This window comes from Bacillus smithii (genome assembly GCF_001050115.1).
In the GTDB taxonomy this organism is placed as follows: domain Bacteria; phylum Bacillota; class Bacilli; order Bacillales; family DSM-4216; genus Bacillus_O; species Bacillus_O smithii.
Genome location: NZ_CP012024.1, coordinates 1131805 through 1155346, shown reverse-complemented (window position 1 = coordinate 1155346; position 23542 = coordinate 1131805). Strand labels below are relative to the sequence as shown.

Below are 23542 nucleotides of genomic sequence, written 5' to 3'. Positions count from 1 at the left end.
GATCACCCTTTCATATTTTGAAACGCTTGTTTTAAGTCGGCTAACAAATCTTCCACATTTTCAATGCCGATGGAAAAACGCAAAAGCCGATTGTCAATCCCGTTTTTAATGCGAATTTCTTCCGGAATATCCATATGTGTTTGCGTAGCCGGATACGTAATAAAGCTTTCGACTCCTCCTAAACTCTCAGCAAAAGAAATTAACTGCAAGCTTTGTAAAAAAGGGTTGACCCATTCCTCTTTTTGCAATCGGAAAGATAGCATTCCTCCTCTTCCAGGATATAAAACATCGGTCACCTCGCTACAACATCGCAAAAATTCACTGATTCTCCGGGCATTTTCTTCATGCTGCTTCATTCTTAATCCGAGCGTTTTCATCCCTCGAATCAATAGCCATGAATCAAATGGAGATAAGACCGCTCCGATCGCATTTTGATATTCGCCGATTTTTTGAGATAATTCTTCTCCTTTTGTGGCGACAAGGCCTGCAAGGACGTCATTATGTCCGCCAAGATATTTCGTAGCACTATGGACGACAATATCGGCCCCTTGAAGAAGCGGCTGCTGCAAAACGGGGGTATAAAACGTATTATCCACAATCAATAAAAGCCCGTATTCTTTTGCTAATTTTGCTGTTTGCTCTATGTCTGCTTCTTGCATAAGCGGATTGGTCGGCGTTTCAAGAAAAATCGCTGCCGTTCGATCCGTGATTTTTTCTCTTACTTTGGAGATATCTTGAAAATCGTCATAAATAAAGGTTAAACCGAATTTTTTCCAATTTCTTTCAAACAATCGATAAGTGCCGCCGTATAAATCTTTGGAAACGATCAGTTCATCGCCTGATTGAAACAAACTCAAAACCGTTTGAATCGCTGCCATTCCTGAACTGAATGCAAAACCCGCATCGCCTCCTTCCAAGTCGGCAATGGCTTTTTCAACGATTTTTCGCGTCGGATTTCCTGTTCTTATATAATCATATCCAGTCGATTGACCTATCTCTTTATGTCGGTAAGCGCTCGATAAATAAATGGGAGGATTGATCGCGCCGGTGGATTCCTCGCTCCGGTTGCCTATTTGGGCCAGTTTGGTTTGCAAATGATAACGTTCCATTGCATGCATCTCCTCTTGAAATGGTTTTGATAGGACGACATGATGGAAAAAAGAAATTTTTACAAATCAAGTCGATTTCCTAACACTGTTCATGAATAGTTTCAAATCGAGTAGGAGGGAGCGATTAACTCCCGTCCTCTCACACCACCGTACGTACGGTTCCGTATACGGCGGTTCAATTAAGATAATTGACGCAAGTCTTTATAACTTCCGTGAATAGCTGTTCTCTTTATGCCAGTGGTCACTCCACCCTCCAAGAGGTCTCCCACGGGATTCACCGCTTCCTCCCTCAAGTGAGGTACTACGTTTTCTGTGTTCATCATGACTCACTGAATACCAAGGGCTATTCTCTCTTAATTGTTCGGTCCTTCTTAGTTGTTCTAGACCAACTAATACTATGACCTCTGCTGACTTCTGACGGTTCAGCTACTTATCACTAAGTAGGTTATGAAGAGTACTTCACATATCCGCCAGACCTCCCCGGGTAAGTACATGCACTTTCACACCATCTATCCGCCTCATTTACTCGATATGACCTTCGACAGAAAGAGCTTTGTTTTGTTATGCAAACTCACTCAATCATACCTAGCCTTATATGAGGTTCGTGTTCCTCGGACCGGTGTTTTGCCTCCAGCTTCCTTCAGATTCCGCGTCACCACGGACACCCTTGCTCTTGGCTAACCTCTACTTCTGTCTTCGGGGTTCGGGACTTACACCCTATAGTTCATGTACATGCCGGGCGCACATAAAAAAGCCTTCTAAGAAGAAGGCTTTTTTATGACAGTCCTCTTCTTATCTTCCGGATAAATCCGCTGGATTTAGCACCTTGACAGCAATCGTGGATTGCAGCAGGTTGCTGAGGTTTCACAGGGCCAGTCCCTCCACCTCTCTCGATAAGAACGAAATTATTTGAATTTTTCCATCTTTTAATTAAATGTAACCGATCAGGTAAAAAAAAGCAATGATTTTTTATCATCGTTATGGAAAGGTTGAAAAGATGACAGCCTTTCATCCATTTCCTCTTTTGTTTCACATCTGCCAAAACGGTTCGATCAAAACGCCGTTCACTTGTGAATATTTTCCCATTTTCAGCAAAATACTTCATCGAATCTTGTCATTTATGAGTCTATATTTCTCATGTCCTGTTTTTCTCCCATATGGTATAATTAAGCATATTTTGTGAAAAGGATGTGGGATTGTGCTAGAAGTCATCAAAGCGATTGTGCTAGGATGCGTGGAAGGGCTGACCGAATTTCTTCCGATTTCTTCCACAGGACATTTAATTCTTGTGGGTCATTTTCTTTCATTTACAGGCGACAAAGCAAAAACTTTTGAAATTGTTATCCAATTGGGTTCGATACTTGCCGTGGTCGTTCTTTATTTCAAACGGTTCCTTTCCCTGTTTAACTTCAAAAAGCGATCTGGTTTAAACCTTCTACATATTATTATCGGGATGATTCCAGCCTCTGTATTAGGTTTTCTCTTTCATGATGTCATTAAAAACGTACTTTTCTCTCCCTTCACCGTCGGTATCGGTTTATTTTTGGGAGCTTTTTTAATGATCTATGCGGAAAAAAAGAGCAAAACCGAATCTACCCAAGATTTGGATCACTTATCGTATAAACAGGCTTTCATTATCGGTTTGTATCAATGCCTGTCCCTATGGCCTGGTTTTTCAAGAGCAGGATCGACCATCTCAGGAGGACTCCTTGCCGGGGCTAACCATAAAACCGCTGCTGAATATTCCTTTTTGCTAGCTGTCCCCATGATGGTCGCTGCCAGCGGACTTGACTTGTTAAAGAGCTATCAATACTTATCGATTCATGATTTGAACTACTTTGCTGCAGGCTTCATTACCGCCTTTATTGTTGCCATGCTAGCCATTGTCTTCTTTTTGAAAATTTTATCCAAAGTCAAACTCATTCCGTTCGCAATCTATCGAATCATCATCGGAATCATCGTCATCGCATACTTTATTTAAAGCATTAAAGGGGCCTGGCCCCTTTAATGCTTTAAAAATTTATTGTTGGATTATTTGTGGTCTTTGGGTTAAAATACATACTGCTGGGTGATAGAAAGGTCTAAGTACCTATTTTTATCCATATCAAAGTAACTCTATACACATTGGAGGTTTACAGCATGAAAAAATACTTTAAGTGGTTTGCTGTTGCTACGCTTATGCTCGTTTTAGCAGCATGCGGCAACGGTCAATCAACAGACAAGAATAAGACTTCTCAATCCAACGACTCCGATCTTTATCGTCAAGTCAAAGATAAAGGCGTTCTCGTCATCGGTACAGAAGGTACATATGCTCCGTTTACTTTCCGTGATAAAAGCGGAAAACTAACAGGATATGATATCGATGTAGCGAACGAAGTGGCAAAACGCCTTGGAGTCAAAACAGAATATAAAGAAACGCAATGGGATTCCATGTTTGCAGGTTTAAACTCTAAACGTTTTGATATGATTGCAAACGAAGTAGGAATTCGCCCTGACCGCGAAAAGAAATACGATTTCTCCAAACCGTACACCGTCTCTAAAGCGGTAGTAATTGTGAATAAAAACAACAAAAATATTCATTCATTCGCAGATCTGAAAGGGAAAAAATCCGCACAATCACTCACAAGCAACTTCGCAGATCTTGCGAAGAAGAACGGCGCAAACATCGTGGGCGTAGACGGATTTGAACAAGCGATTCAATTATTAACATCCAATCGGGTAGATGCTACGATTAACGATTCATTGTCTTATCTTGATTATAAAAAACAAAAACCAAATGCTCCGATTAAAGTGGTAGCTAAAAGCGATGATGCTTCTAAAAGTGCTTTCATGTTCCGTAAAGGTTCAGGTCAATTAGTAGATAAAGTAAACCAAGCATTGGATGACATGAGAAAAGACGGCACTCTAGCCAAAATCTCTAAGAAATGGTTTGGTGCAGATGTATCTAAATAGTATCCAATTACAAGATCCTAATCATTATATGCAAATTGCACAAAGTTCCCTTCTCCCTATGTTGAAGGGGGCTTTGTATTATACATTGCCATTAACTCTGATTACGTTTTCTATTGGCTTGATTCTTGCTCTTTTAACAGCACTCGCAAGAATTTCAAGCATTAAACCGCTTCAGTGGATAGCGCGTTTTTACGTATCGATTATCCGTGGTACTCCGTTGCTTGTGCAATTATATATTATTTTCTATGGTCTGCCATCCATTCATATCACCATCAATCCATTCCCGGCTGCCGTGATCGGTTTTTCTCTTAATGTAGGAGCTTATGCGTCAGAAATCATACGTGCAGCGATTTTATCGATTCCAAAAGGTCAATGGGAAGCGGGATACTCTATTAATATGAACTATTCGCAAATATTAAGACGAATCATTTTGCCACAAGCGGTGAGAGTATCGATCCCGCCTTTATCCAACACTTTTATTAGTTTGGTGAAAGATACTTCTCTTGCATCACTGATTTTGGTTACAGAAATGTTTAGAAAAGCCCAAGAAATTGCCGCAACCACATATGAATTTTTACTTCTCTATTCAGAAGCGGCTTTAATCTATTGGATTATTTGTTTCATTCTCTCCATCATTCAACAGAAATTGGAAGGTCGTTTCGACAAGTATGTAAGCCATTAAAAAAGCTTTTGTACAATAACAAGCCTTTTATAAAGGAGTATTGAGCATCGGCATGATTAAAATTCATGATCTACGAAAACAATTTGATCAACTTGAAGTTTTAAAAGGGATCAACATGAGCATCGAAAAAGGAAAAGTCATAGTGATTATCGGTCCATCCGGCTCCGGAAAAACCACTTTTCTGCGCTGCCTGAATGCCCTTGAAATTCCAACAAGCGGGACGATTCAAATCGGAGATGTAAAAATAGATTTTTCACAACCTGTTTCAAAAAAAGAAATTGCCGCTTTACGCAAAGAATCCGGGATGGTCTTTCAACAGTATAATCTTTTTCCGCATAAGACGGTTTTGGAAAACGTAACGGAAGGACCCATTATCGTAAAGAAACTGCCGAAAAATGAAGCCATTCAAAAAGCAGAAAAACTCTTGCAGAAAGTGGGCTTGCTTGATAAAAAAGATGAATATCCGTTCCAACTGTCCGGAGGGCAGCAACAACGGGTTGGAATTGCACGCGCCTTAGCCATGGAACCGGAATTAATGCTGTTTGATGAACCAACTTCCGCTTTAGATCCCGAACTCGTCGGTGAAGTGTTAAATGTTATGAAAGAACTCGCCAATGAAGGAATGACGATGGTCGTTGTCACCCATGAAATGCGATTCGCAAAAGAAGTGGCAGATGAAGTCGTCTTTATGGACCAAGGTGTGATTGTGGAAAGAGGTACACCTGAAGAAATCTTTACACGTCCTAAAGAACAACGGACGAAGCAATTTCTGCAATTATTAACATAACCCCTTTCATCCACTTTGATAGATCCTTCCTATCTTTTAAATCATGATGGGAAGGATTTTTTTATTTTACGTTTCCAACAACCGTTCTGTCTAAGATTCTCTCATTTCTAACGCCAAAACAAGTACTCCATTGTTTTTCCCACCAATTAAAATCACGTAATCATTTATTTCTTCTTTTTCTTTTCTTGCTTAAACAGTCCATCAGTCATCCTTCCAAAACCGGGATTTTACAGTCTATTATGCGGGATTTAGTGCATTCTTCAAAAATAGGTATCCCCTTTTATCCATAAAAAACCGCCTCCGGAATTCAACCAGAAGGCGATTCTAACGGATGGTCTTTTTATTTGGCCAGTTCCTTCACATAAGGTGTGATGTCGATTTTTAAACTGTCTGCCAATCGTTGTCCCAGCCCTTGATCTGCTTGATAAAAATTCATAATCGAACGAATCGTAATCTTTTGATCTTTTACTTGGCTTAAATCATCCGTTAAGTTTTTAATCACTGTATCTTGTACTTCTTTTGAATATTTTCTCCACACTTGTCCGGCTTGACCAAAATTGTTTGGTTTATAGAAAGCTTGTTTAGCAGCAACTCCATTTATCGGCTGCGGTTCCTCAACATAAGACCGGTCTTCTTTCGGCTCATTTTCATAGCTGTTCGGTTCATAATTGATCGGGCTTTCTTGCTGTTTAAACGGCATATAGCCATCACGTTGATAATTATGAACTTCTACACGCGGGGAATTAATCGGAAGTTGCAAATAATTCGGTCCGATCCGATGCCGTTGAGTATCCGAGTAGGAGAATAGACGCCCTTGAAGCAATCTGTCTTCAGATGGCAACATTCCTGGAACTAACACGCCCGGATTAAACCCTACTGATTCAGTTTCCGCAAAATAATTTTTTGGATTGCGATTTAAAGTCATCGTCCCGACAAATTCGTACGGAATATCTTCCTCGAACCAATCTTTCGTCGCATCGAGCGGATTAAAATCAAATCGATCAAAATCTTTCGGATCAAGTACTTGAACATATAAATCCCATTGAGGAAAATCGCCGTTTTCAATCGCTTCATATAAATCTTTCGTTGCATGGCTATGTTCATGAGCTTGAATTTTCGCTGCTTCTTCAATACTTAAATTTTTGATTCCTTGTTTCGGCACCCAGCGCAATTTTACATACACTGTTTTCCCTTCAGCGTTGATCCATTTAAAAGCATGAACGCTTGAACCTCTCATATGACGATATGTCGCCGGAATCCCTTCATCCGTAAAAACATGAAGAAGCATATTGGTGGATTCTGGAGAAAGCGAGCAGAAGTCCCAAAAACGGTCTTTTGATTGCAAGTTTGTTCTTGGATCCGGTTTAAAAGCATGGATCATATCCGGAAATTTAATGGCGTCTCTAATGAAGAAAACGGGAAGATTATTTCCAACAAAATCATAATTTCCTTCTTCTGTATAAAATTTCACCGCAAAACCTCGTGAATCTCGCAATGTTTCCGGAGAATGATTTCCATTAATCACCGTGGAAAACCTTGCAAAAACAGGAGTTTCCGTTCCCGGTTCTTGAAGAAATTTTGCTGTCGTATATTTGCTCATGCTGTTTTTGGTCACAAACACTCCATGAGCCCCTGCTCCCCGAGCATGAACAACCCGTTCAGGAACACGTTCTCTATCAAAATGAGCCAGTTTTTCAATTAATTGATAATCTTCCAGCAAGGTTGGCCCATTCACCCCAGCTGTGCGAGAATTTTGATTATCTCCTACTGGCGCTCCCTGGTTCGTGGTTAACTTTTTCTTCATTCTCTCCGCTCCTTTATCAATCATTATTTTTATTTTAAAATTATTATTATCTAATACACTTTTTATTTTATATAATTGAGAATGAAAGTCAACTCCAAATTATAATAATTTTAAATTATTTTTTTTCGAGTTTTCGATAAACCTAGACTTTCCTTTCGATTTGTTATGTCTACAACTCATGATTCCCCGCTCAAAAAACAATTTTTAATACAACGTATGTCTATGTAAAAGAGCAGCTAACATTTATATATATATAAAATGAAAAGGGATATTCGCATCGGAATATCCCTTTTTTATGTGCGCCCGGCATGTACATGAACTATAGGGTGTAAGTCCCGAACCCCGAAGACAGAAGTAGAGGTTAGCCAAGAGCAAGGGTGTCCGTGGTGACGCGGAATCTGAAGGAAGCTGGAGGCAAAACACCGGTCCGAGGAACACGAACCTCATATAAGGCTAGGTATGATTGAGTGAGTTTGCATAACAAAACAAAGCTCTTTCTGTCGAAGGTCATATCGAGTAAATGAGGCGGATAGATGGTGTGAAAGTGCATGTACTTACCCGGGGAGGTCTGGCGGATATGTGAAGTACTCTTCATAACCTACTTAGTGATAAGTAGCTGAACCGTCAGAAGTCAGCAGAGGTCATAGTATTAGTTGGTCTAGAACAACTAAGAAGGACCGAACAATTAAGAGAGAATAGCCCTTGGTATTCAGTGAGTCATGATGAACACAGAAAACGTAGTACCTCACTTGAGGGAGGAAGCGGTGAATCCCGTGGGAGACCTCTTGGAGGGTGGAGTGACCACTGGCATAAAGAGAACAGCTATTCACGGAAGTTATAAAGACTTGCGTCAATTATCTTAATTGAACCGCCGTATACGGAACCGTACGTACGGTGGTGTGAGAGGACGGGAGTTAATCGCTCCCTCCTACTCGATTTACCAGCATGTATTTCTGTTGCAGGTTAAGATCTTAATGCCTACAAGCATGATATTTTTTTTACACTTTTCCTTCCCTTTTTCTCCGACAAGCACACAAAGGACATTCACCCCTTGTTTCAGACGACCTTTTTAAAAAAAGTGTAAGAAGAAACTATTTTTAGACCCATCCCAGAACTGATCACTATAACACACATACATAACTTGAAGCCTTATTCCTTTGACCCCTCTTCATAACCTCTACTGGAAAGAGAACGATCTTCACCATCCAATTGTTCTATTTTCTCGTCAATGGTTCCTTCCGTCACCGTATCGTTGACTTGTTCATGCGTTTTGGCCAAACCAGAAGCCACTTCTGATGAATCTTGATTATCTTCGGGATGAAAATATCTTCCTGCTGAATTTTCACTATTTTGTCGTTTTTGGGCTGCCATTTGTCTTCCCCTTTCCAAATCGTTTATCCCTATTTTTCACTTATAAGAACTCTTTATTCGCTTTTCTCATTTTGGCCTTTATCGCCATTGAAAAAATTGGACTATAGCCATCGCTACGTTTACTCTCCTGTTCATGTATCTTCCCGCAACAATGTTCCTCAACCGTTCATTATAAAAAGATACGTTTTGACCTTTTGAAAAGCGATAGACAATAAAAATCGTTCTACTCCATTTAAAAATTGTGGGAAAACCCTTTCATTCATGTTCTCTAAAAATGAAAAAGTCAAATCCGCAAAAACTTCAAACAAAGATACATCTACAGTAAATTTCCTTTGCAGTTTCTCATGTATATTCACCACTTCATTTGCCCATACTTTTTATCGGATGGTAACTTTTAAATAAACAGGTGATATGCAGATGGAAAATAAGACCTTTACCATTTTTGTAAATGGCGTTGAAATCGAAGCAAGAGAAGATCAGTCGGTTTTTGAAGCGGCGCGGGATCATAACCAATATATCCCCGGAATTTGCTCGTATCAGCCGGATCTCGGCGTTGGTGTGCTGCAAACTTGTGACACTTGTTATGTTGAAATAGACGGGGAACTGCAGCGGGCTTGTGCAACGAAAGCCAAGCCTGGCATGCGGGTAAACTCTTTATCAGACAAGGCGAAGGCAGCACAATTGGAAGGAATGTCACGGATATTGGCCAACCACGAACTCTATTGCACAGTCTGCGACAACAATAATGGCAACTGTGAAGTCCATAATACCGCCGAATACTTGCAAATCGAACATCAAAAGTATGAATTTACGCCAAAGCCTTATCCACCCGATCATTCCCACCCTTTTTATCGCTATGAGCCGGATCAGTGCATTCTTTGCGGTCTATGCGTCGAAGCATGCCAAGACCTACAGGTAAGTGAAGTTCTCAGCATTGCTTGGGACAGAGAACGACCTCGTGTCATTTGGGACAATGATGTTCCAATCGATCAATCATCCTGTGTTTCGTGCGGACACTGCGTAACTGTCTGTCCTTGCAATGCTTTAATGGAAAAGTCCATGTTGGGCGAAGCCGGCTACTTAACAGGTATTCCGAAAAATATTTTAGAACCGATGATTGATTTTACGAAAGAAGTGGAACCAGGTTATCAAGAGATTTTCGCTATTTCCAATATGGAATCAAGCATGAGAGAAGCTCGGATCAAAAGAACCAAAACGGTATGCACTTATTGCGGCGTCGGCTGCAGCTTTGAAATATGGACAAAAGGCCGAAAAATATTAAAGGTTCAGCCTGAGCCAGAAGCGCCGGTGAACGGGATTTCCACCTGTGTCAAAGGAAAATTCGGCTGGGACTTTGTGAACAGCGAAGAACGACTGACTAAACCGCTTATCCGAAAAGGCGATCATTTTGTCGAAGCAACGTGGGATGAAGCACTGAATTTAATCGCAGAAAAATTCCAATCTATAAAAGAAAAATACGGTCCCGACTCTCTTGGATTTATTTCGTCCTCTAAATGCAGCAACGAGGAAAATTATTTATTTCAAAAACTGGCGCGAGCTGTTTTCGGTACGAATAATGTCGACAACTGCTCTCGTTATTGTCAAACCCCTGCTTCCACCGGTTTGATGAGAACGGTTGGAATCGGCGGCGATTCCGGCACTATTCAAGATATTGCTAGTGCCGATTTAGTCATCGTGATTGGAGCCAACCCTGCGGAATCCCATCCTGTTTTAGCAACAAGAATCAAACGAGCCCACAAACTGCATGGACAAAAATTAATAGTAGCAGACCTGAGAGTAAATGAACTGGCCGAACGAGCTGATCTCTTTATTCATCCGAAGCCCGGAACCGATCTCGTCTGGTTGTCTGCCGTAACAAAATACATTCTGGATCAAGGCTGGGAAGATAAAACATTTATACAAAACCGAGTGAATAATGTCGAGGAATATATTCGCTCGCTGGAAAAATTCACATTGGATTATGCAGAAGAAAAAACCGGTTTATCCAAAGACACTCTTGTCAAGATAGCCACTATGATCCACGAAGCAAAAGGCACCTGTATTCTTTGGGCGATGGGAGTTACGCAACATTTGGGCGGAACCGATACAAGCACTGCGATCGCCAATTTGCTTCTAGTGACAGGAAATTTTGGAAAACATGGAGCAGGTGCCTACCCACTTCGCGGACACAACAATGTTCAAGGAGCAAGCGACTTTGGAACAATGCCTGCATGGTTTCCGGGATACGAGCCTGTTGAAAACGACGAAGTACGCACACGATATGAAAAAGCATGGGGCGTGAAACTGCCGGAAAAACCAGGACTGAACAACCATCAAATAGTAGAAGCCATTCATGATGGAAAAGTGAAAGGAATGTATTTGTTCGGTGAAGAAATGGCTTTAGTGGATTCCAATATTAATCACGTGAACGCTGGATTTGAAAAATTGGAGTTTTTCGTCGTTCAAGACATTTTCTTTTCCAAAACGGCCCAATATGCGGATGTGGTGCTTCCGGCTGCGCCTAGTCTGGAAAAAGAAGGAACGTTCACGAATACAGAACGAAGAATCCAGCGCTTTTACCGAGTGATGGAACCACTTGGCGATTGCAAACCGGATTGGGAAATTTTCCGCGATCTCGCTAATCGTCTAGGTGCCGATTGGCGCTATACCCACCCGTCTGAAATTATGGATGAAGCGGCTAAGTTGGCTCCTGTTTTTGCCGGTGTCCGTTACGATCGACTGGAAGGATGGGAAAGTCTCTTATGGCCTGTTGATCGAGATGGAACAGATTCGCCGCTCTTATTTAAAGACCGATTTGGATTTCCCGACGGAAAAGCAAGATTGTTTCCGGTTGATTGGACACCACCTTTTGAAGCAGGCGATGGCTATGATCTCCATTTGAACAATGGCCGTTTGTTAGAACATTTCCATGAAGGAAATATGACTTATCGCTCAAAAGGCATTACTCATAAAGTGCCGGATACGTGGCTGGAAATTTCTCCGGAGCTAGCGAAAGAACGAAATATCGAAACCGGAGCGCTTGTCCGTCTGACGTCACCATATGGAGAAACAAAAGTCCGAGTTTTGGTCACCGATCGAGTCAAAGGACACGAATTGTATTTTCCGATGAACGGGAACAAAGAATATAATGCCGTTAATAAACTAACAAGCAGTTATCATGATCGGGTGACTCATACCCCTAACTACAAAGAAATGCAAGTGAAAATGGAAGTTCTTGAACCAAAAGGAGAAAGCCCGTTGCCAAAAGTAAATTACAGGTTTGGAAATCCACAGCCGCATATAGGAGCAGAAGTAGAACGAAAATGGAAACGTTCTGACTTTACGCCGATACCGGAGGAAATCAATAGGGAGGGAATCATCGATGGCCAAGCCCATTAGTGCAATTGAAAAACAACATCCCGATCCCCTTGAAGAAACATCAGAAGCTTTAGCAGAAATGGGGGAAAAATTAGCGAACAGTCGAGAAGCTGTTCTAAAAACACTGGATATACTTCAAGAGATGCAAAAATCGGGTGTATTGGACATTCTATACGGCCTCTTAAAGTCACGTGAAAAAGTGGGCGCGGTGATGATCGAACAAATCAATCAGCCCAAATATCATCATGTGATTAAAAACGGCTTTCAATTATTGGCTACACTCGAATCAGAACAATTGGAAACTATTTTTAACGCTATGAAAAAAGGGATTGAACAATTGGATCAACCTTCAAAAAAGCAACAATCGCTAAGCCTCTGGGGCATGATGAAAGCAGTGCGAGACCCATATATCAACTCGGCCCTTTCCATGATGCTCCATTTCTTGCATGGCGTTGGTAAGGGATTGGAAAGTCAGAAGCAATTGAAAGAAAGCTGAAAAACTTTGGCCATGGATGGTGAGAAGATTGATTACACGCATGATTTCCATTCCAAATATGACAGAATCAGATAAGGATACGGTAAGCAGAGTGCTTCACGATGTGTGGGGAGTACGAAATATTCAAATGAATGCCGAGAAAAAAACCGTTGCAATCTCATTCGATGAAAATGCAGCCACTTTGGAAGATTTTCGACAAGCCATGATCGATAACGGATTTGAATGTCAGATGATGGAACATCAGCCGCCTGACATTCCCGACCATATTCAATGAGATCACTGTAAAAATGTTCATCAATAAGGAGGATGCCTTGATGCCTAGAATTTGCGAAATATGCGGAAGAAAAGAAGAAGTGGAAGATGAACAATGGGAATATGATATTTTAGATGTATGCAAAGACTGTGCAAATGATCGAAAAATGACATTGGATCCTGAAGAACTATAAAGAAAAAGGGATGGCCAACCTCCGTAATGGATAAAATTCAATGGAGGTAGATCATCCCTTCTTTTTTCTTTCAGCCTGTTATGTTCTATAACGGTAGGAAACCTTCTTCTTAACTGGAAGCCTCTTTCCTCTAAAAAACGCTTGACGGGATCCGTATGAAAGAAAAATCTTTATTGAATCCCCTTCGACATGATCCATGCGGCTTATTGGTTTATTGTTCCAATAAGCCGTATTTTTTTTGAAAACGTTGTAGAACTTTGATCCAGCTTTTTGCAAATAAAGCCAGAAAGAAGACATTGGAAAGCCCGTGAGCCAAATCAAATGGAAAACTGGCGCTGTAATACGCTACTATTTGCGGCCAAGTGATGTGGTTCATAACAGAGACGACATACATGAGATTCATACCCCATCCAAATAGAATGCCCACCACGAATCCATAAGCACAGCGGCCAACCGTATTTTTCATCAGCCTTGTTCGTCGCATCAAACCTGCCGTTAACCCGATCATACCCCAAGCATACATTTGCCAAGGCGTCCAGGGGCCTTGTCCTAAAAACATATTGGAAACGAGTGCTGCGAGTGCGCCGACCACAAACCCGCTTTCTGGTCCAAACGCGAGCCCGGTGACAATCACGACGAACGTGGTAGGCTGAACGCTTGGAAGAGGAGCAAACGGAACCCGACTTACTGCGGCAATCGCTCCTAAAACCGCCAACAACACCAGCTCTCGTCCGGCTGCTTTCCGCCTCTCAAAGCGAATGACAAAAGGAAGAAACGTGCCGATCATAAAAATCACGCTGATCCATAAAAAATGGCGCTGTACCGATAAAGGCAAAAAGGCTAGAATCACAAATAAAATAACCGCTAACAGGATGAGAATCATTCTAGAAAGCGCCATTTTTCTCGAGCCTCCTCTACCGTTAACACTTCCGGGACACGTCCGCCCCTGGAAATCCGATTGGCAACAGTCGTGTAAAACGTATTTCCTTGAAAAAACGTTTTAGTAGGAGCGGTAATCGTTACTTCTCCTTGGAACAGCATGGCGCAGCGAGTCGAGTATTGAGCAGCAAACTCAATATCATGAGTAACCATTACAATCGTAACCCCATTAGCCCTTAAATTTTTTAACAGTTTCCCAAACTGAAGTTTTGCTTCCGGATCCAATCCTTTTGTCGGTTCATCTATAAGCAGAAGTCGCGGATTCATCAGCATCACACCGGCAAGAGCCGCCTTTTGCATTTCTCCTCCGCTTAAATCATAAGGATGACGGTCTTTAATAGGCGTCAATTGAAACATCTCCATTAATTGTTCCATCTTTTCTCTTCCATGTTGAATTTGGTGCTTATCGATGATGGCCTCTAACTCCGTTTCCACTGTATCCTGCAGGAAGAAAAGTTTCGGATTTTGCGGTAAAAAAGCAATTTCTGATGGAATTGGCTTTTTCAGTTTCTTTCCATTAAAGATAACGGCACCACGCTGCGGGTTTTGGAGACCGGCCATGACTTTCAGCAACGTAGATTTTCCCGATCCATTCGCTCCAACTACCGACAGCCACTCCCCTTCATACACGGAAAGCGACAATTGATCCAGTATTGGTCTAGTCTCCTTTTCATATTGAAAATTAATTCCTTTTAAAGCCAACAAAGGTTTTTTATTTGTAATATCCTCTTGAAACGGCTGGGTGGGAACGGAGGTCCCTTTCAGGGTCGAAATCCATTTTCTTCCTTCTTTTACTGTCAGCGGAATGCTTTCTGAGGCAGGCTTTTGACTATGTTCTAAATATAGGCGGGCCGGGCTGGGAAGATAGGGATAGATCTGAGAAGAAGGATGTTTTGCCAATTGAGAAACGACTTCACGCGATGGGGCATCATAAATCTTTTTGCCCTTTTCCAAAACCATGACGCGGTCTGCAAGTGAAAACAATTCCTCCAAGCGATGTTCCGCGATGATGACGGTAAGTCCAAATTCTTCATTCATTCTCCGGAGCATGGTCATAAATTCACTTGCAGCCACCGGATCAAGCTGAGCAGTAGGTTCGTCTAAAAGAAGAATACGCGGATGCAACAACAAAACAGCAGCAAGATTGACCAATTGTTTCTGGCCGCCTGACAATTCAAATGTCTTTCGCTCCAACCATCCTTCCAAGCCAAAAAAATGAACCATTTCGGCTATTCGCTTTCGCATGTCCTCCGTTGAATATCCCAAATTTTCAAGACCAAAAACCAACTCCTCCATCACCCGGTCCATAACGATTTGATTTTCCGGATCTTGAAAAACCATGCCAATCTCTTGTGCCATTTGTTTGGCCGGAACTTTCATAAAAGAACATCCGTCCAAAAACAACTCCCCTTCTATCTTTCCATGCGGACGGACTTCTCGCTTTAACAAACGCAGAAGAGTGGACTTTCCGCTACCGGAAGGGCCGCAAAGGAGAATAAATTCTCCCGGCTCTACTGTAAAAGTGATATCAGATAGAGCAGGTTCTGGTGCATCCGGGTACGTAAAAGTTAAATTTTTCGCTTCCAATAACGCCATAGCAGTGCCTCCCTTACTTGAATTCCTATTGGAAACCCTACAAACATAACGAACATGAGCAGGAAAAACCACTCTCTGCCTTGCAATAATAGTGGTTCCAAAATCGGATAGACTGCCAGCACGCCGTCCCCAAGCCACCATCCAAAAGCCACTGCCGTTCCGAAAACAAGCAAATAAACCATCGCAAACCAATCTTTTCCCTTCATCCGAAAAGGAATATAACGGCTCCGTTTCTGAATCCCATAACCCCTTGCTGCCATGGAATCGGCGGTTTGAATTGCCTCTTCAAGCGACCAAGTTAACAATATTTGCACGAATTCCAGACCATTTCTTACTCTTTGTATGAAGGTGCCTTCTGTGACAGATTGTCCCTTTCCTCTTTGGACCATTTCAATTTCATAAAGCCTTCTTCGTAAGAGCGGAACAAACCGCATGGCCAGCATAGCCAACAGGGCCCATTGCGGGAGCCATTTCGCAAATAAAAATAAAAATTTTTCCGCCGTAATCACTTGGTTGTAAGCGGCAAAAGCCGCCATTAAATTAAATAAAGTAAGCGCAAGCATCAATCCTTGCAAAAACGATTCCAACGTGACGGGATTTGCGCCGAAATAAAAGAAAATATGACTGCCGCGGTGATTCGTCAATGGATTGAGTATCAAAAAAAATACGGGAATGGTGATCATCATCCCCTGCCATTTACGCACCGTCTTACCGGAGTCCAACAAAATATTCAATATGAGAAAGAGCACAGCACCCGCCGCTAAAAAGACTGGGTGCTGATAAAGCATGGCAGACACCATCGCCCCGGCAAAATAAAGAAAGCAAACGAATGGATGGTAAGAATGAATTCCTTTTTTCATGGTTGTGTATCCTTTGTATAGTCATTCGTGTAAATCCATTGAATCACATCCCCCGCCTTGACGGCGACAGCACCTGCACTACGAGAAACGTACTTATTGTTGACTTTTATCGTCCAACCACTTAACGGACCATGATCAAATTCATAAAGATTCGAAATTCCTTCCACATAAGCCGTGGAATGACTGCCGCGTATACTGACCGGAATGCCCTTTTGCTTGGCGATTCGCAATGTCACTTCCAACGCCGTATCCCCATTTTGCAACGGTACTTTAGTGGGGGAAAGGATGGTTCCCGTTTGTGAATCTCCACGAATCGATACCGTTACCGTTTGTTTGTTAACCGGTTTTGAGGCCGATTTTGGGGCCGGTTTTGGAACAGGCGTTGCGGCTGGTTTCGAAGATGGTTTTTTGGCCGGCTCCGGTTTCACAGTCGATTGACTCTTTGGTGCTTGTGGAGTATGGATTGTCGTCGCATTGCTCTTTTCAGCCGTTGATTTTTGTTCGCTGTTCCCTTTGCTATTCTCTTTCTCCGCATTGGCATTGGACGATCCGTTTTTTGACTTTGCAGCTGAATCAGTCGATTTCGACTTTGTTTCTTTTTCATTGCTGGTTTTGGACGAATCTGCGGCCGAATGGGACGACTTTTCCGCATCTGCAGTTTGATCTTTATTTTGATTATGATCTTCTTTGGAAGTTTTTATCTCCTTTTCTTTACCGTCTGAAGATGTTTTGTCCGAAGATGACTGAACAGCCGCTGCGTTATGATGGTCGTTATTGGAATGAGGCACGACTTCATCCTTTTGACAGCCTGCCGTAAACAAGATCAACAAAAAAGAGAATAGTAGTAAGAACGCATTTTTCCATTTTCTCATTTACCGTCACCCCCTTGAAAATGTTCCGGATAAGCATAGATGATATAACGTTTCGGTGCATTTCCCACATAACGAAATGGGTAGCATGTCGTTAAAACTAACTCCTCAGTCGGCGCGGTGGAATGAATGACAGAACGATCGTCCTTGTCCACAATTTTCATGCGGCGAATGGTATAAGAAAAGGATCCGTACGACAATCGAATGATCAACTGATCGCCTTTTTTCAGCGTTCCTATTTGTCGAAACACCGTATCCCGGTGGCCGGAAAGAACAATTTGATTATGTTGTTTCGGATAGGCAGAAGCTGAATAATGGCCGACCCCTTTTTCTAAATCTTCCGGAGAAGCTCCTTCGACAATCGGCAGCTTCCGTTTTAAGGCTGGTATCTCTAAAGTACCCACGACTTCTCCGCGCACAGGATGAAAAGATCCTTGTTTATGTTCAGAATGCACAATTTTTTCCGCTTTTCGAAGCGCATCTTTTTGATCCGCATCCATTTTCAGCTTCTGCCATCCAGCGCAGGCAATGAAAAGAAAGCCCCCAGCAATGAACAAAAGAGAGATCTTTTTAATCATGGCCTCTCTCCCGGTATTTCCGGTTATAAACATATAACAGAACACCCGCTATGATCAGAATGATTCCTGCCAAAAGAAGATTATAGATATTCGTTGAAGTATTCGGCAATTTGCCGCCCAAAGGAGGGTGTGAAGTTTTGGATCCGGATTGATCGTGATCATTTTTTTCTTTTGAATTGTTCGTTACGAGACCGCTGTTCTCATTTTTTGATTCTGAATTAGGATTGTTGCTCGTTTGGGTATTGTCGGTCCCTTCTTTCGCCGGATTTGGATTTTGTGCCATCCGATAAACGGAACCTTTTCCATCAGCAAAAAGTTGATAAGCGACCATCGCCTCGGCACCTTGCTCGGTTGCCACTTCATCTGCATCACCCGTTGCCGTGTGGCGAAATTGTCCGGCACCATTATAAAAACGGATCAAATAGCTCAACAAATTGCCGTCTTTTTTCGTAAATGCAGCACCTTGAGGATCAACTCCTGCTGCTGTCAAACCTATAATGGCTGCGGATGCTGCTTCACTTGTTTCCCCTAGTTGAGGATCTGCAAAACCACCATTTTCCTTCTGTTCAGCAGACAGCCAATCGACACCTCGTTTAATAGCGGCAGCCACTTCCGGTTCATCCTTATAAGGAGCCAGAGCAGCGATTGCGATTCCGGTCATATCGACAGGTGAACCTTGGCCGTTATATAGCGTCCACTTGCCATCCGCTTCCTGTAATTCTAAAATGCGTTTCTTTAACTTTTCTCTCGTCCAATTAGCGTTTGATGGAACTGGATAATTTCCGCTGTCCAAAGCAATTAAGGCATACAAGATTCCGTTTGTGCCTTGGCGAGTCATTGGACAGCTTTCGTTTTTTTCGCAATAGTCACTGTTGTAGATTTTCTCCACTAAATTATATCCTGCTATATCGCGAGGATCTCCTCCTGCAGCCGTTATACCAATAACATCTCTTTCATAATCGGTAATATTCCGGTACTCTCCTTTTGTCTCTATCACTTGTTGCTTTATGTCATTCAAATAAGATGCAGGAACTTTCATTCCGGCTTGACGAATGGCAACAGCCTCCCACGGACTGTCGACTCCCGATTGAAGAATATGGTTCACCGTCGTTTTTAAAATGTCATTTATTTCGTTTTCACTGACCTTATTTGGTTCGTTTACCGGCGATGTATTGGACCCATCTGATCCATTTTGACCATTGCCGCTGCCTTCATTTCCGGTATTTCCGTTATTTCCACTATTTCCATTGTTTTCATTATTCCCGTTGTTTCCGTTATATTCGTTCGTTCCCCACGTTTCGACTTTAAAAGTTATATTGTCATCCGGTTGCAGTACATAGGACGATGCACCGACGGAAGCCATTTGGCCATTGACATAAAATGCCCAATATTGCCCCCATGTATCATGAGATTCAAGCCGTTCTGTTCCGATGTTTTGAACGTAAAAACCAAAGTCTTTACTATAAGTAACATCAAGAGGAATCTTTTGATCATCCGCAATCGATTTTAACAAATCGTAAGCCGTCGCATGGCCTTCGGTTGTTCTTTTTACATTCGAAACAAAAGGTTTTCCATCTTTCCCGATGATCGTTAAACTGGCATCTACTTTCTGATTTTTCGTATAATCAGTCGTGTATTCCCACTGAATGTGATCATGGTTGGTCACTTGATATACAGCGGCACTGACAGGAATGGAGAGCCCGTTGACATACACCATCCAGCCGCTAGCCGGTCCGCGGTCGCCTCCATGTAAACCATTGATACCGTCTACATAAACGTTTTCACCGCTTCCCTTCGTTTCGACCGAAAGATGGTTTTCAAGGGCTGCTTTTTGCAAAACGTCCAAAATCGTACTTCCAGAAGGGACATCGACCGCCGTTGTTTGCAAGATCGGACCATTGTCCCCGATGATGGTCACTCCTACTTCTGATTGCTGCTGTTCAGCCGTTATACTGCTATTTGACGGTTCCGACGCGAAAGCAGTAAAACCAAATGCCAATTGGCCTATTATGAAAATAGACATTAAAGCCGTGACAGCTATCTTTTTAATAGAAAACACAAATCCCCCTCCTCAACGATATGTAATAATAAAAAATAACCAAAAGAAAAAGGCACACCTAACGAGATAGGGTGCCAAAAAAAAACAAAAATAGCCAGCAACAAACTGACGCACCCTATCCTCGTAGGTATAACGTCGCAAGAAAAAATAGGCAGGTCTCCTGGCTCATGATCATCGCTTTCTAAAGCCTTCCCATCTGCAAAACAGCAAACAGTGGCAAACCATTTAGAAAGCTCCCATTCACAGTGGCGGGACCGCGCCGGATTTTCACCGGACTTCCCTTTTCATGGCAAGAGCTCGACAGCACGGCTTTTGCCAACCTATTTTCCTATTAACTAATTGTATTTGAATTTATCATAGCCAATCAAAGTGTAAACTGTCAAACGGACAAAAAATGACAAAATGGTTTGCCAAACAATCATTTTTTCTAACATCCATTAAAAAACTTTTTGGTGGCAAGTAAAAGAATCAATCGCTTCGAAATCTGGCTCATAGCCAATCCCGGGTTTTTCAGGGACATGAATCCATCCATTCTCGACGGTCACTTCCGGTTGAATGATATCACGTTCCCAATAATGAGATGAGGCAGCCGTATCCCCTGGCAAAGTAAATTGATCCAGAGTAGTGATGGCAACGTTATGGGCCCGGCCGATTCCTGCTTCAAGCATTCCTCCACACCAAAGCGGAATGTGATGTTCTTTGCAAAAATCGTGAATTTTGATAGACTCTCCTAATCCGCCAACGCGGCCGATTTTCAGATTAATAATTTGACAACTTCCAAGTTCAACAGCTTTTCTTACATCTTCAAGACTATGAATGCTTTCGTCCAAACATATCGGCGTTTTCAGTTCCTTTTGAACCAACGCATGATCGACGATATCATCGTGGGCCAACGGCTGCTCAATCATCATTAAATGAAAGTCATCCAATTGTTTCAATAAAGGAACATCTTCCAAACGATAAGCAGAGTTGGCATCGGCCATCAAAGGGAGCTGCGGAAAATAATGACGGATTTGTCTGATCACTTCTACATCCCAGCCAGGTTTGATTTTCACTTTCACTCTTTTATATCCTTGTTCCACATAGTTTTTGATCATTTCCAGCAAATCATCGATGGATTTTTGAATGCCAAGGCTGATACCAACCTCTATTTGTCGCTTTTTCCCCCCAATCACTTGGTAAAGCGGTTTGTTTAAACGCTTTGCATATAAATCCCAAATGGCCGTTTCAATAGCGGATTTTGCCATATAATTACCACGAATCGGCTGAAATATCGAATTTACTTCATGTGGATGAGAAATCTCCCGCCCTTTTATCATGGGGATTAAAAAATCTTCCAAAATATGCCAGTTGGTTTGAAACGTTTCTTCAGTATAGGTAGGTGCGCTAAAGGCAACGGATTCCCCCCAACCTATATTCCCGCTCTCATCTTGCACCTCAACTAAAATGAAATCTTTCATTTGGATGATGCCAAAACTGGTGACAAAAGGAAGTTTCATTTTCATTTTCATATGGCGCATGCTTATTTTTTCAATAATCATACAAGTCATCCCCTTCTATATCGTTGCACATTCGGAACCAGCAGGTAAATTGAACTGATTCTTTTGCATTCTTACAAATTTCATTACAACCATTCCCGACTGAACATAATTAAATTAACAAGTCTTGTTTGATGACAATTTCTGCGCCAATGATTTTCTTCAGCTCATGACCGCTTAGGATCGCTCGATATAGCAAATTGTAATGGTTAGGTGAATAAACAGAGATCCAACCATCATCGTAAAATCCTATCAATTATTTCCCAGGAAAAAACAGAAACGATCCTATTTCGTTACCACATTAAAGATACTGAAAAACACGTCCATTCAAAAAGTTTGACAGGTATACCGATATTCCGTTGATGAATAAGCTTTCATCACTATTTTGGGCCCGTTGTCGGATTGTGAGTTTATTAGAAACGATCGATTTTCATTATACCATTCATCCGGCCTTGTCCTTATCCGACAGTTCGAACGTGCGCATCACTGCATTAGCCAATATTTCGATACCGGTAAAGATTGCTTCCGTTTGAAAGGTCATGTTTGGATGATGAAGCCCCGGACGCAGATCGCAGCCAAGTCCGAGCATCGTAGCTTTTAAATCTGGTTTATGGAAAGTATAATGATGAAAATCCTCGCCCCCCGTTGTCAGCATGCCAGGAGCCAGCCCTTCTTCTCCCAATGTTTGGACAATCGCTTTGGACATGATTCTTTCTGCTTCCGGATGGATGGAAGCAGCTTTCACATCGGCTTCCATTTTAGCGTGGATCTTAACGCCAAATTGAATTTCTAATGATTGGAATATTTTCGATACACGTTCCATTAGCTGCTGCATAGCCTCGTTCGTTTGTGCTCTAATATCCATTCGAAAAGAAGCTTTTCCCGGAATGAGGTTTGCCGCTTCCCCGCCGGCATGAAAACTTGTCAACTTCACAGAATAAGGGATTCGGGGATCGAAATGAATTTGATTCAAAGCGTTAACCAAAGCGGCTCCAACTTCAATGGCATTTTGCCCTAAATGAGGCCTGGCGGCATGAGCATCTTCTCCGTGAATCTTGCCTTGAAGAAATGCTGATGCGCCATGTTTGATACTTGGTGAAGCCTGACCAAAGCGAAGTTCTTGAATAGGCCGCAAATGAATGCCGTATAAATAGTTCAAGCTATCAATAACGCCTTTTTCAATCATTTTCAGCGCCCCGGTACCTTTTTCTTCTGCAGGCTGAAAGAGAAACATCAACTTTCCGGGAGGACTATAGTTTATTTTTTTGAACAAAAGCATCACGCCAAGAACAATGGCCATGTGGGCATCATGGCCGCATGAATGATTGGCTTGCCATATTCCGTCTTTTTCTTGCCATAAAGCATCCATATCGCTTCTGACCCCGACACATATTCCGTTTTTCCCTTGGCCGAATTCTACCACAACTCCCGTACAATCCGTAAACGTTTTTGGTTGATAGCCGAATGTTTTCAGCTGTTCAGCAATAAAGCGTGTCGTTCCAAACTCATGCCAGCTTTTTTCCGGATGATGATGGAAATAGTCAAACAGCTGGTGAACAACAGGCTTTAAAACCTCCAAATCTTTTTTCACGTCCACACCTTCTCCCCATGCGAATCATCATTTTATCATTTAAGCATCCATCCGATTTTAAAACGTTATCTATACGTTTTTCTCCCGATACTTTGTTTAGAATGCGAGTGCACAAACGATTTTTTATAAAAACAAACTATTATGCGTCTTTTCCAGCGCCGAAAATCCATGATTTCCTGTTTTCTTTTATCTTATGGTCCATCAAGATTTATTCTTCTCATACAGCTTCTTTAATTCTATGTACAAGCAAATTTTTGAATTTTCCCGAAATAGGAAACGGATTTTTTTCAAAGAGCTTCTTCACTCAGAACCTTTGTTCAGGTTGGAATCAATTATTTCTTTCGTTTTTCACCTATTGATGAATTCGTTCGTCATCCTAGCCTTTCGGATTTTCCAAACGATCTCTTTTGCTTGATTGAATGTATTAGAAATCAAATTTTTCTAATTTTCAAAATCATCCTTTCATCATTCTGCTTAAATCATTTGA

At 41.9% G+C, this 23542-nt stretch carries 19 protein-coding genes and 2 riboswitches; of the genes, 8 read left to right on the top strand and 11 right to left on the bottom strand.

Features of this window, described 5'->3' with window-relative positions; translation table 11 throughout:
* Positions 1 to 2: 2 nt before the first annotated feature.
* Positions 3 to 1109, bottom strand: a complete 1107-nt coding sequence (locus BSM4216_RS05495; RefSeq protein WP_048623024.1) for a methionine biosynthesis PLP-dependent protein — start codon at positions 1107 to 1109, stop codon at positions 3 to 5.
* Positions 1110 to 1898: 789 nt separating this feature from the next.
* Positions 1899 to 2009, bottom strand: a riboswitch (SAM riboswitch).
* A 298-nt stretch (positions 2010 to 2307) separates the two neighbouring features.
* Between BSM4216_RS05495 and bacA the strand changes: the two genes are divergently transcribed.
* The 4 genes from bacA to BSM4216_RS05470 all read left to right on the top strand — a co-directional run bounded on the left by bacA (position 2308) and on the right by BSM4216_RS05470 (position 5530).
* Positions 2308 to 3090: an undecaprenyl-diphosphate phosphatase gene (gene bacA, locus BSM4216_RS05485; RefSeq protein ID WP_048623022.1), complete on the top strand. Its 783-nt coding sequence runs from the start codon at positions 2308 to 2310 to the stop codon at positions 3088 to 3090.
* A 158-nt stretch (positions 3091 to 3248) separates the two neighbouring features.
* Positions 3249 to 4061, top strand: a complete 813-nt coding sequence (locus BSM4216_RS05480) for an amino acid ABC transporter substrate-binding protein (protein ID WP_048623021.1) — start codon at positions 3249 to 3251, stop codon at positions 4059 to 4061.
* Entirely contained in the window at positions 4048 to 4743 is a 696-nt protein-coding gene (locus BSM4216_RS05475; RefSeq protein WP_048623020.1) for an ABC transporter permease subunit, read from the top strand. Before BSM4216_RS05480 ends, BSM4216_RS05475 begins: the two co-directional genes overlap by 14 nt.
* Before the next feature lie 52 nt (positions 4744 to 4795).
* Positions 4796 to 5530 carry an amino acid ABC transporter ATP-binding protein gene (locus BSM4216_RS05470; protein ID WP_048623019.1) on the top strand — a complete coding sequence of 245 codons (735 nt, stop codon included), beginning with the start codon at positions 4796 to 4798 and terminating at the stop codon, positions 5528 to 5530.
* Positions 5531 to 5870: 340 nt separating this feature from the next.
* On the opposite strand, the gene BSM4216_RS05465 is transcribed toward BSM4216_RS05470, so the two are convergent.
* On the bottom strand, positions 5871 to 7334 hold the full coding sequence (locus BSM4216_RS05465; protein ID WP_048623018.1) for a catalase: 1464 nt from the start codon (positions 7332 to 7334) through the stop codon (positions 5871 to 5873).
* Positions 7335 to 8483: 1149 nt separating this feature from the next.
* Positions 8484 to 8705 carry a YozQ family protein gene (locus tag BSM4216_RS05460; protein ID WP_003355011.1) on the bottom strand — a complete coding sequence of 74 codons (222 nt, stop codon included), beginning with the start codon at positions 8703 to 8705 and terminating at the stop codon, positions 8484 to 8486.
* 417 nt (positions 8706 to 9122) lie between these two features.
* On the opposite strand from BSM4216_RS05460, the gene fdhF reads away from it, so the two are divergent.
* Genes fdhF through BSM4216_RS17220 form a run of 4 tightly spaced genes read left to right on the top strand, consistent with a single transcriptional unit; the run spans position 9123 to position 13025 of the window.
* A complete protein-coding gene (gene fdhF, locus BSM4216_RS05455) occupies positions 9123 to 12104 on the top strand; it encodes a formate dehydrogenase subunit alpha (RefSeq protein ID WP_048623017.1) in 2982 nt (993 codons plus the stop codon).
* Positions 12088 to 12579, top strand: coding sequence for a helical membrane plugin domain-containing protein (locus tag BSM4216_RS05450; RefSeq protein ID WP_048623016.1), 492 nt, complete (start codon positions 12088 to 12090; stop codon positions 12577 to 12579). The genes fdhF and BSM4216_RS05450 overlap by 17 nt, the downstream gene beginning before the upstream one ends.
* Before the next feature lie 28 nt (positions 12580 to 12607).
* Positions 12608 to 12853, top strand: coding sequence for a heavy-metal-associated domain-containing protein (locus tag BSM4216_RS05445; protein WP_003355015.1), 246 nt, complete (start codon positions 12608 to 12610; stop codon positions 12851 to 12853).
* A gap of 40 nt (positions 12854 to 12893) precedes the next feature.
* Complete coding sequence (locus BSM4216_RS17220) at positions 12894 to 13025, top strand: hypothetical protein (protein WP_255287989.1); 132 nt, start codon at positions 12894 to 12896, stop codon at positions 13023 to 13025.
* Between the two features lie 211 nt (positions 13026 to 13236).
* Here the strand turns inward: BSM4216_RS17220 and BSM4216_RS05440 are convergent, their stop codons facing one another.
* From BSM4216_RS05440 to BSM4216_RS05405, 8 genes are all read right to left on the bottom strand, one after another.
* Positions 13237 to 13923, bottom strand: coding sequence for an ECF transporter S component (locus BSM4216_RS05440; protein ID WP_048623015.1), 687 nt, complete (start codon positions 13921 to 13923; stop codon positions 13237 to 13239).
* A complete protein-coding gene (locus BSM4216_RS05435) occupies positions 13905 to 15560 on the bottom strand; it encodes an ABC transporter ATP-binding protein (RefSeq protein ID WP_048623014.1) in 1656 nt (551 codons plus the stop codon). Before BSM4216_RS05435 ends, BSM4216_RS05440 begins: the two co-directional genes overlap by 19 nt.
* Positions 15533 to 16420 carry an energy-coupling factor transporter transmembrane component T gene (locus tag BSM4216_RS05430; protein WP_048623013.1) on the bottom strand — a complete coding sequence of 296 codons (888 nt, stop codon included), beginning with the start codon at positions 16418 to 16420 and terminating at the stop codon, positions 15533 to 15535. Before BSM4216_RS05430 ends, BSM4216_RS05435 begins: the two co-directional genes overlap by 28 nt.
* Positions 16417 to 17292 carry a DUF4430 domain-containing protein gene (locus BSM4216_RS05425; RefSeq protein WP_003355020.1) on the bottom strand — a complete coding sequence of 292 codons (876 nt, stop codon included), beginning with the start codon at positions 17290 to 17292 and terminating at the stop codon, positions 16417 to 16419. Before BSM4216_RS05425 ends, BSM4216_RS05430 begins: the two co-directional genes overlap by 4 nt.
* Entirely contained in the window at positions 17289 to 17867 is a 579-nt protein-coding gene (locus tag BSM4216_RS05420; protein ID WP_048623012.1) for a class D sortase, read from the bottom strand. Before BSM4216_RS05420 ends, BSM4216_RS05425 begins: the two co-directional genes overlap by 4 nt.
* Complete coding sequence (locus BSM4216_RS05415; protein ID WP_048623011.1) at positions 17860 to 19926, bottom strand: DUF4430 domain-containing protein; 2067 nt, start codon at positions 19924 to 19926, stop codon at positions 17860 to 17862. Before BSM4216_RS05415 ends, BSM4216_RS05420 begins: the two co-directional genes overlap by 8 nt.
* A gap of 133 nt (positions 19927 to 20059) precedes the next feature.
* A riboswitch (cobalamin riboswitch) is annotated at positions 20060 to 20265 on the bottom strand.
* Between the two features lie 98 nt (positions 20266 to 20363).
* Positions 20364 to 21467, bottom strand: coding sequence for an o-succinylbenzoate synthase (menC, locus tag BSM4216_RS05410; RefSeq protein ID WP_048623010.1), 1104 nt, complete (start codon positions 21465 to 21467; stop codon positions 20364 to 20366).
* A 439-nt stretch (positions 21468 to 21906) separates the two neighbouring features.
* Entirely contained in the window at positions 21907 to 23055 is a 1149-nt protein-coding gene (locus tag BSM4216_RS05405) for a M20 peptidase aminoacylase family protein (RefSeq protein ID WP_048624411.1), read from the bottom strand.
* Between the last annotated feature and the right edge of the window lie 487 nt (positions 23056 to 23542).

Excerpts from the sequence above, each read along its gene's own strand:
- BSM4216_RS17220 (WP_255287989.1), top strand. The coding sequence starts at position 12,894 with ATGCCTAGAATTTGCGAAATATGCGGAAGAAAAGAAGAAGTGGAAGAT.
- BSM4216_RS05425 (WP_003355020.1), bottom strand. The coding sequence starts at position 17,292 with ATGAGAAAATGGAAAAATGCGTTCTTACTACTATTCTCTTTTTTGTTG.
- BSM4216_RS05495 (WP_048623024.1), bottom strand. The coding sequence starts at position 1,109 with ATGGAACGTTATCATTTGCAAACCAAACTGGCCCAAATAGGCAACCGG.
- BSM4216_RS05460 (WP_003355011.1), bottom strand. The coding sequence starts at position 8,705 with ATGGCAGCCCAAAAACGACAAAATAGTGAAAATTCAGCAGGAAGATAT.
- BSM4216_RS05475 (WP_048623020.1), top strand. The coding sequence starts at position 4,048 with ATGTATCTAAATAGTATCCAATTACAAGATCCTAATCATTATATGCAA.
- BSM4216_RS05430 (WP_048623013.1), bottom strand. The coding sequence starts at position 16,420 with ATGAAAAAAGGAATTCATTCTTACCATCCATTCGTTTGCTTTCTTTAT.
- BSM4216_RS05435 (WP_048623014.1), bottom strand. The coding sequence starts at position 15,560 with ATGGCGTTATTGGAAGCGAAAAATTTAACTTTTACGTACCCGGATGCA.
- BSM4216_RS05480 (WP_048623021.1), top strand. The coding sequence starts at position 3,249 with ATGAAAAAATACTTTAAGTGGTTTGCTGTTGCTACGCTTATGCTCGTT.
- BSM4216_RS05450 (WP_048623016.1), top strand. The coding sequence starts at position 12,088 with ATGGCCAAGCCCATTAGTGCAATTGAAAAACAACATCCCGATCCCCTT.
- BSM4216_RS05440 (WP_048623015.1), bottom strand. The coding sequence starts at position 13,923 with ATGGCGCTTTCTAGAATGATTCTCATCCTGTTAGCGGTTATTTTATTT.
- BSM4216_RS05470 (WP_048623019.1), top strand. The coding sequence starts at position 4,796 with ATGATTAAAATTCATGATCTACGAAAACAATTTGATCAACTTGAAGTT.
- fdhF (WP_048623017.1), top strand. The coding sequence starts at position 9,123 with ATGGAAAATAAGACCTTTACCATTTTTGTAAATGGCGTTGAAATCGAA.
- menC (WP_048623010.1), bottom strand. The coding sequence starts at position 21,467 with ATGATTATTGAAAAAATAAGCATGCGCCATATGAAAATGAAAATGAAA.
- BSM4216_RS05465 (WP_048623018.1), bottom strand. The coding sequence starts at position 7,334 with ATGAAGAAAAAGTTAACCACGAACCAGGGAGCGCCAGTAGGAGATAAT.
- BSM4216_RS05420 (WP_048623012.1), bottom strand. The coding sequence starts at position 17,867 with ATGATTAAAAAGATCTCTCTTTTGTTCATTGCTGGGGGCTTTCTTTTC.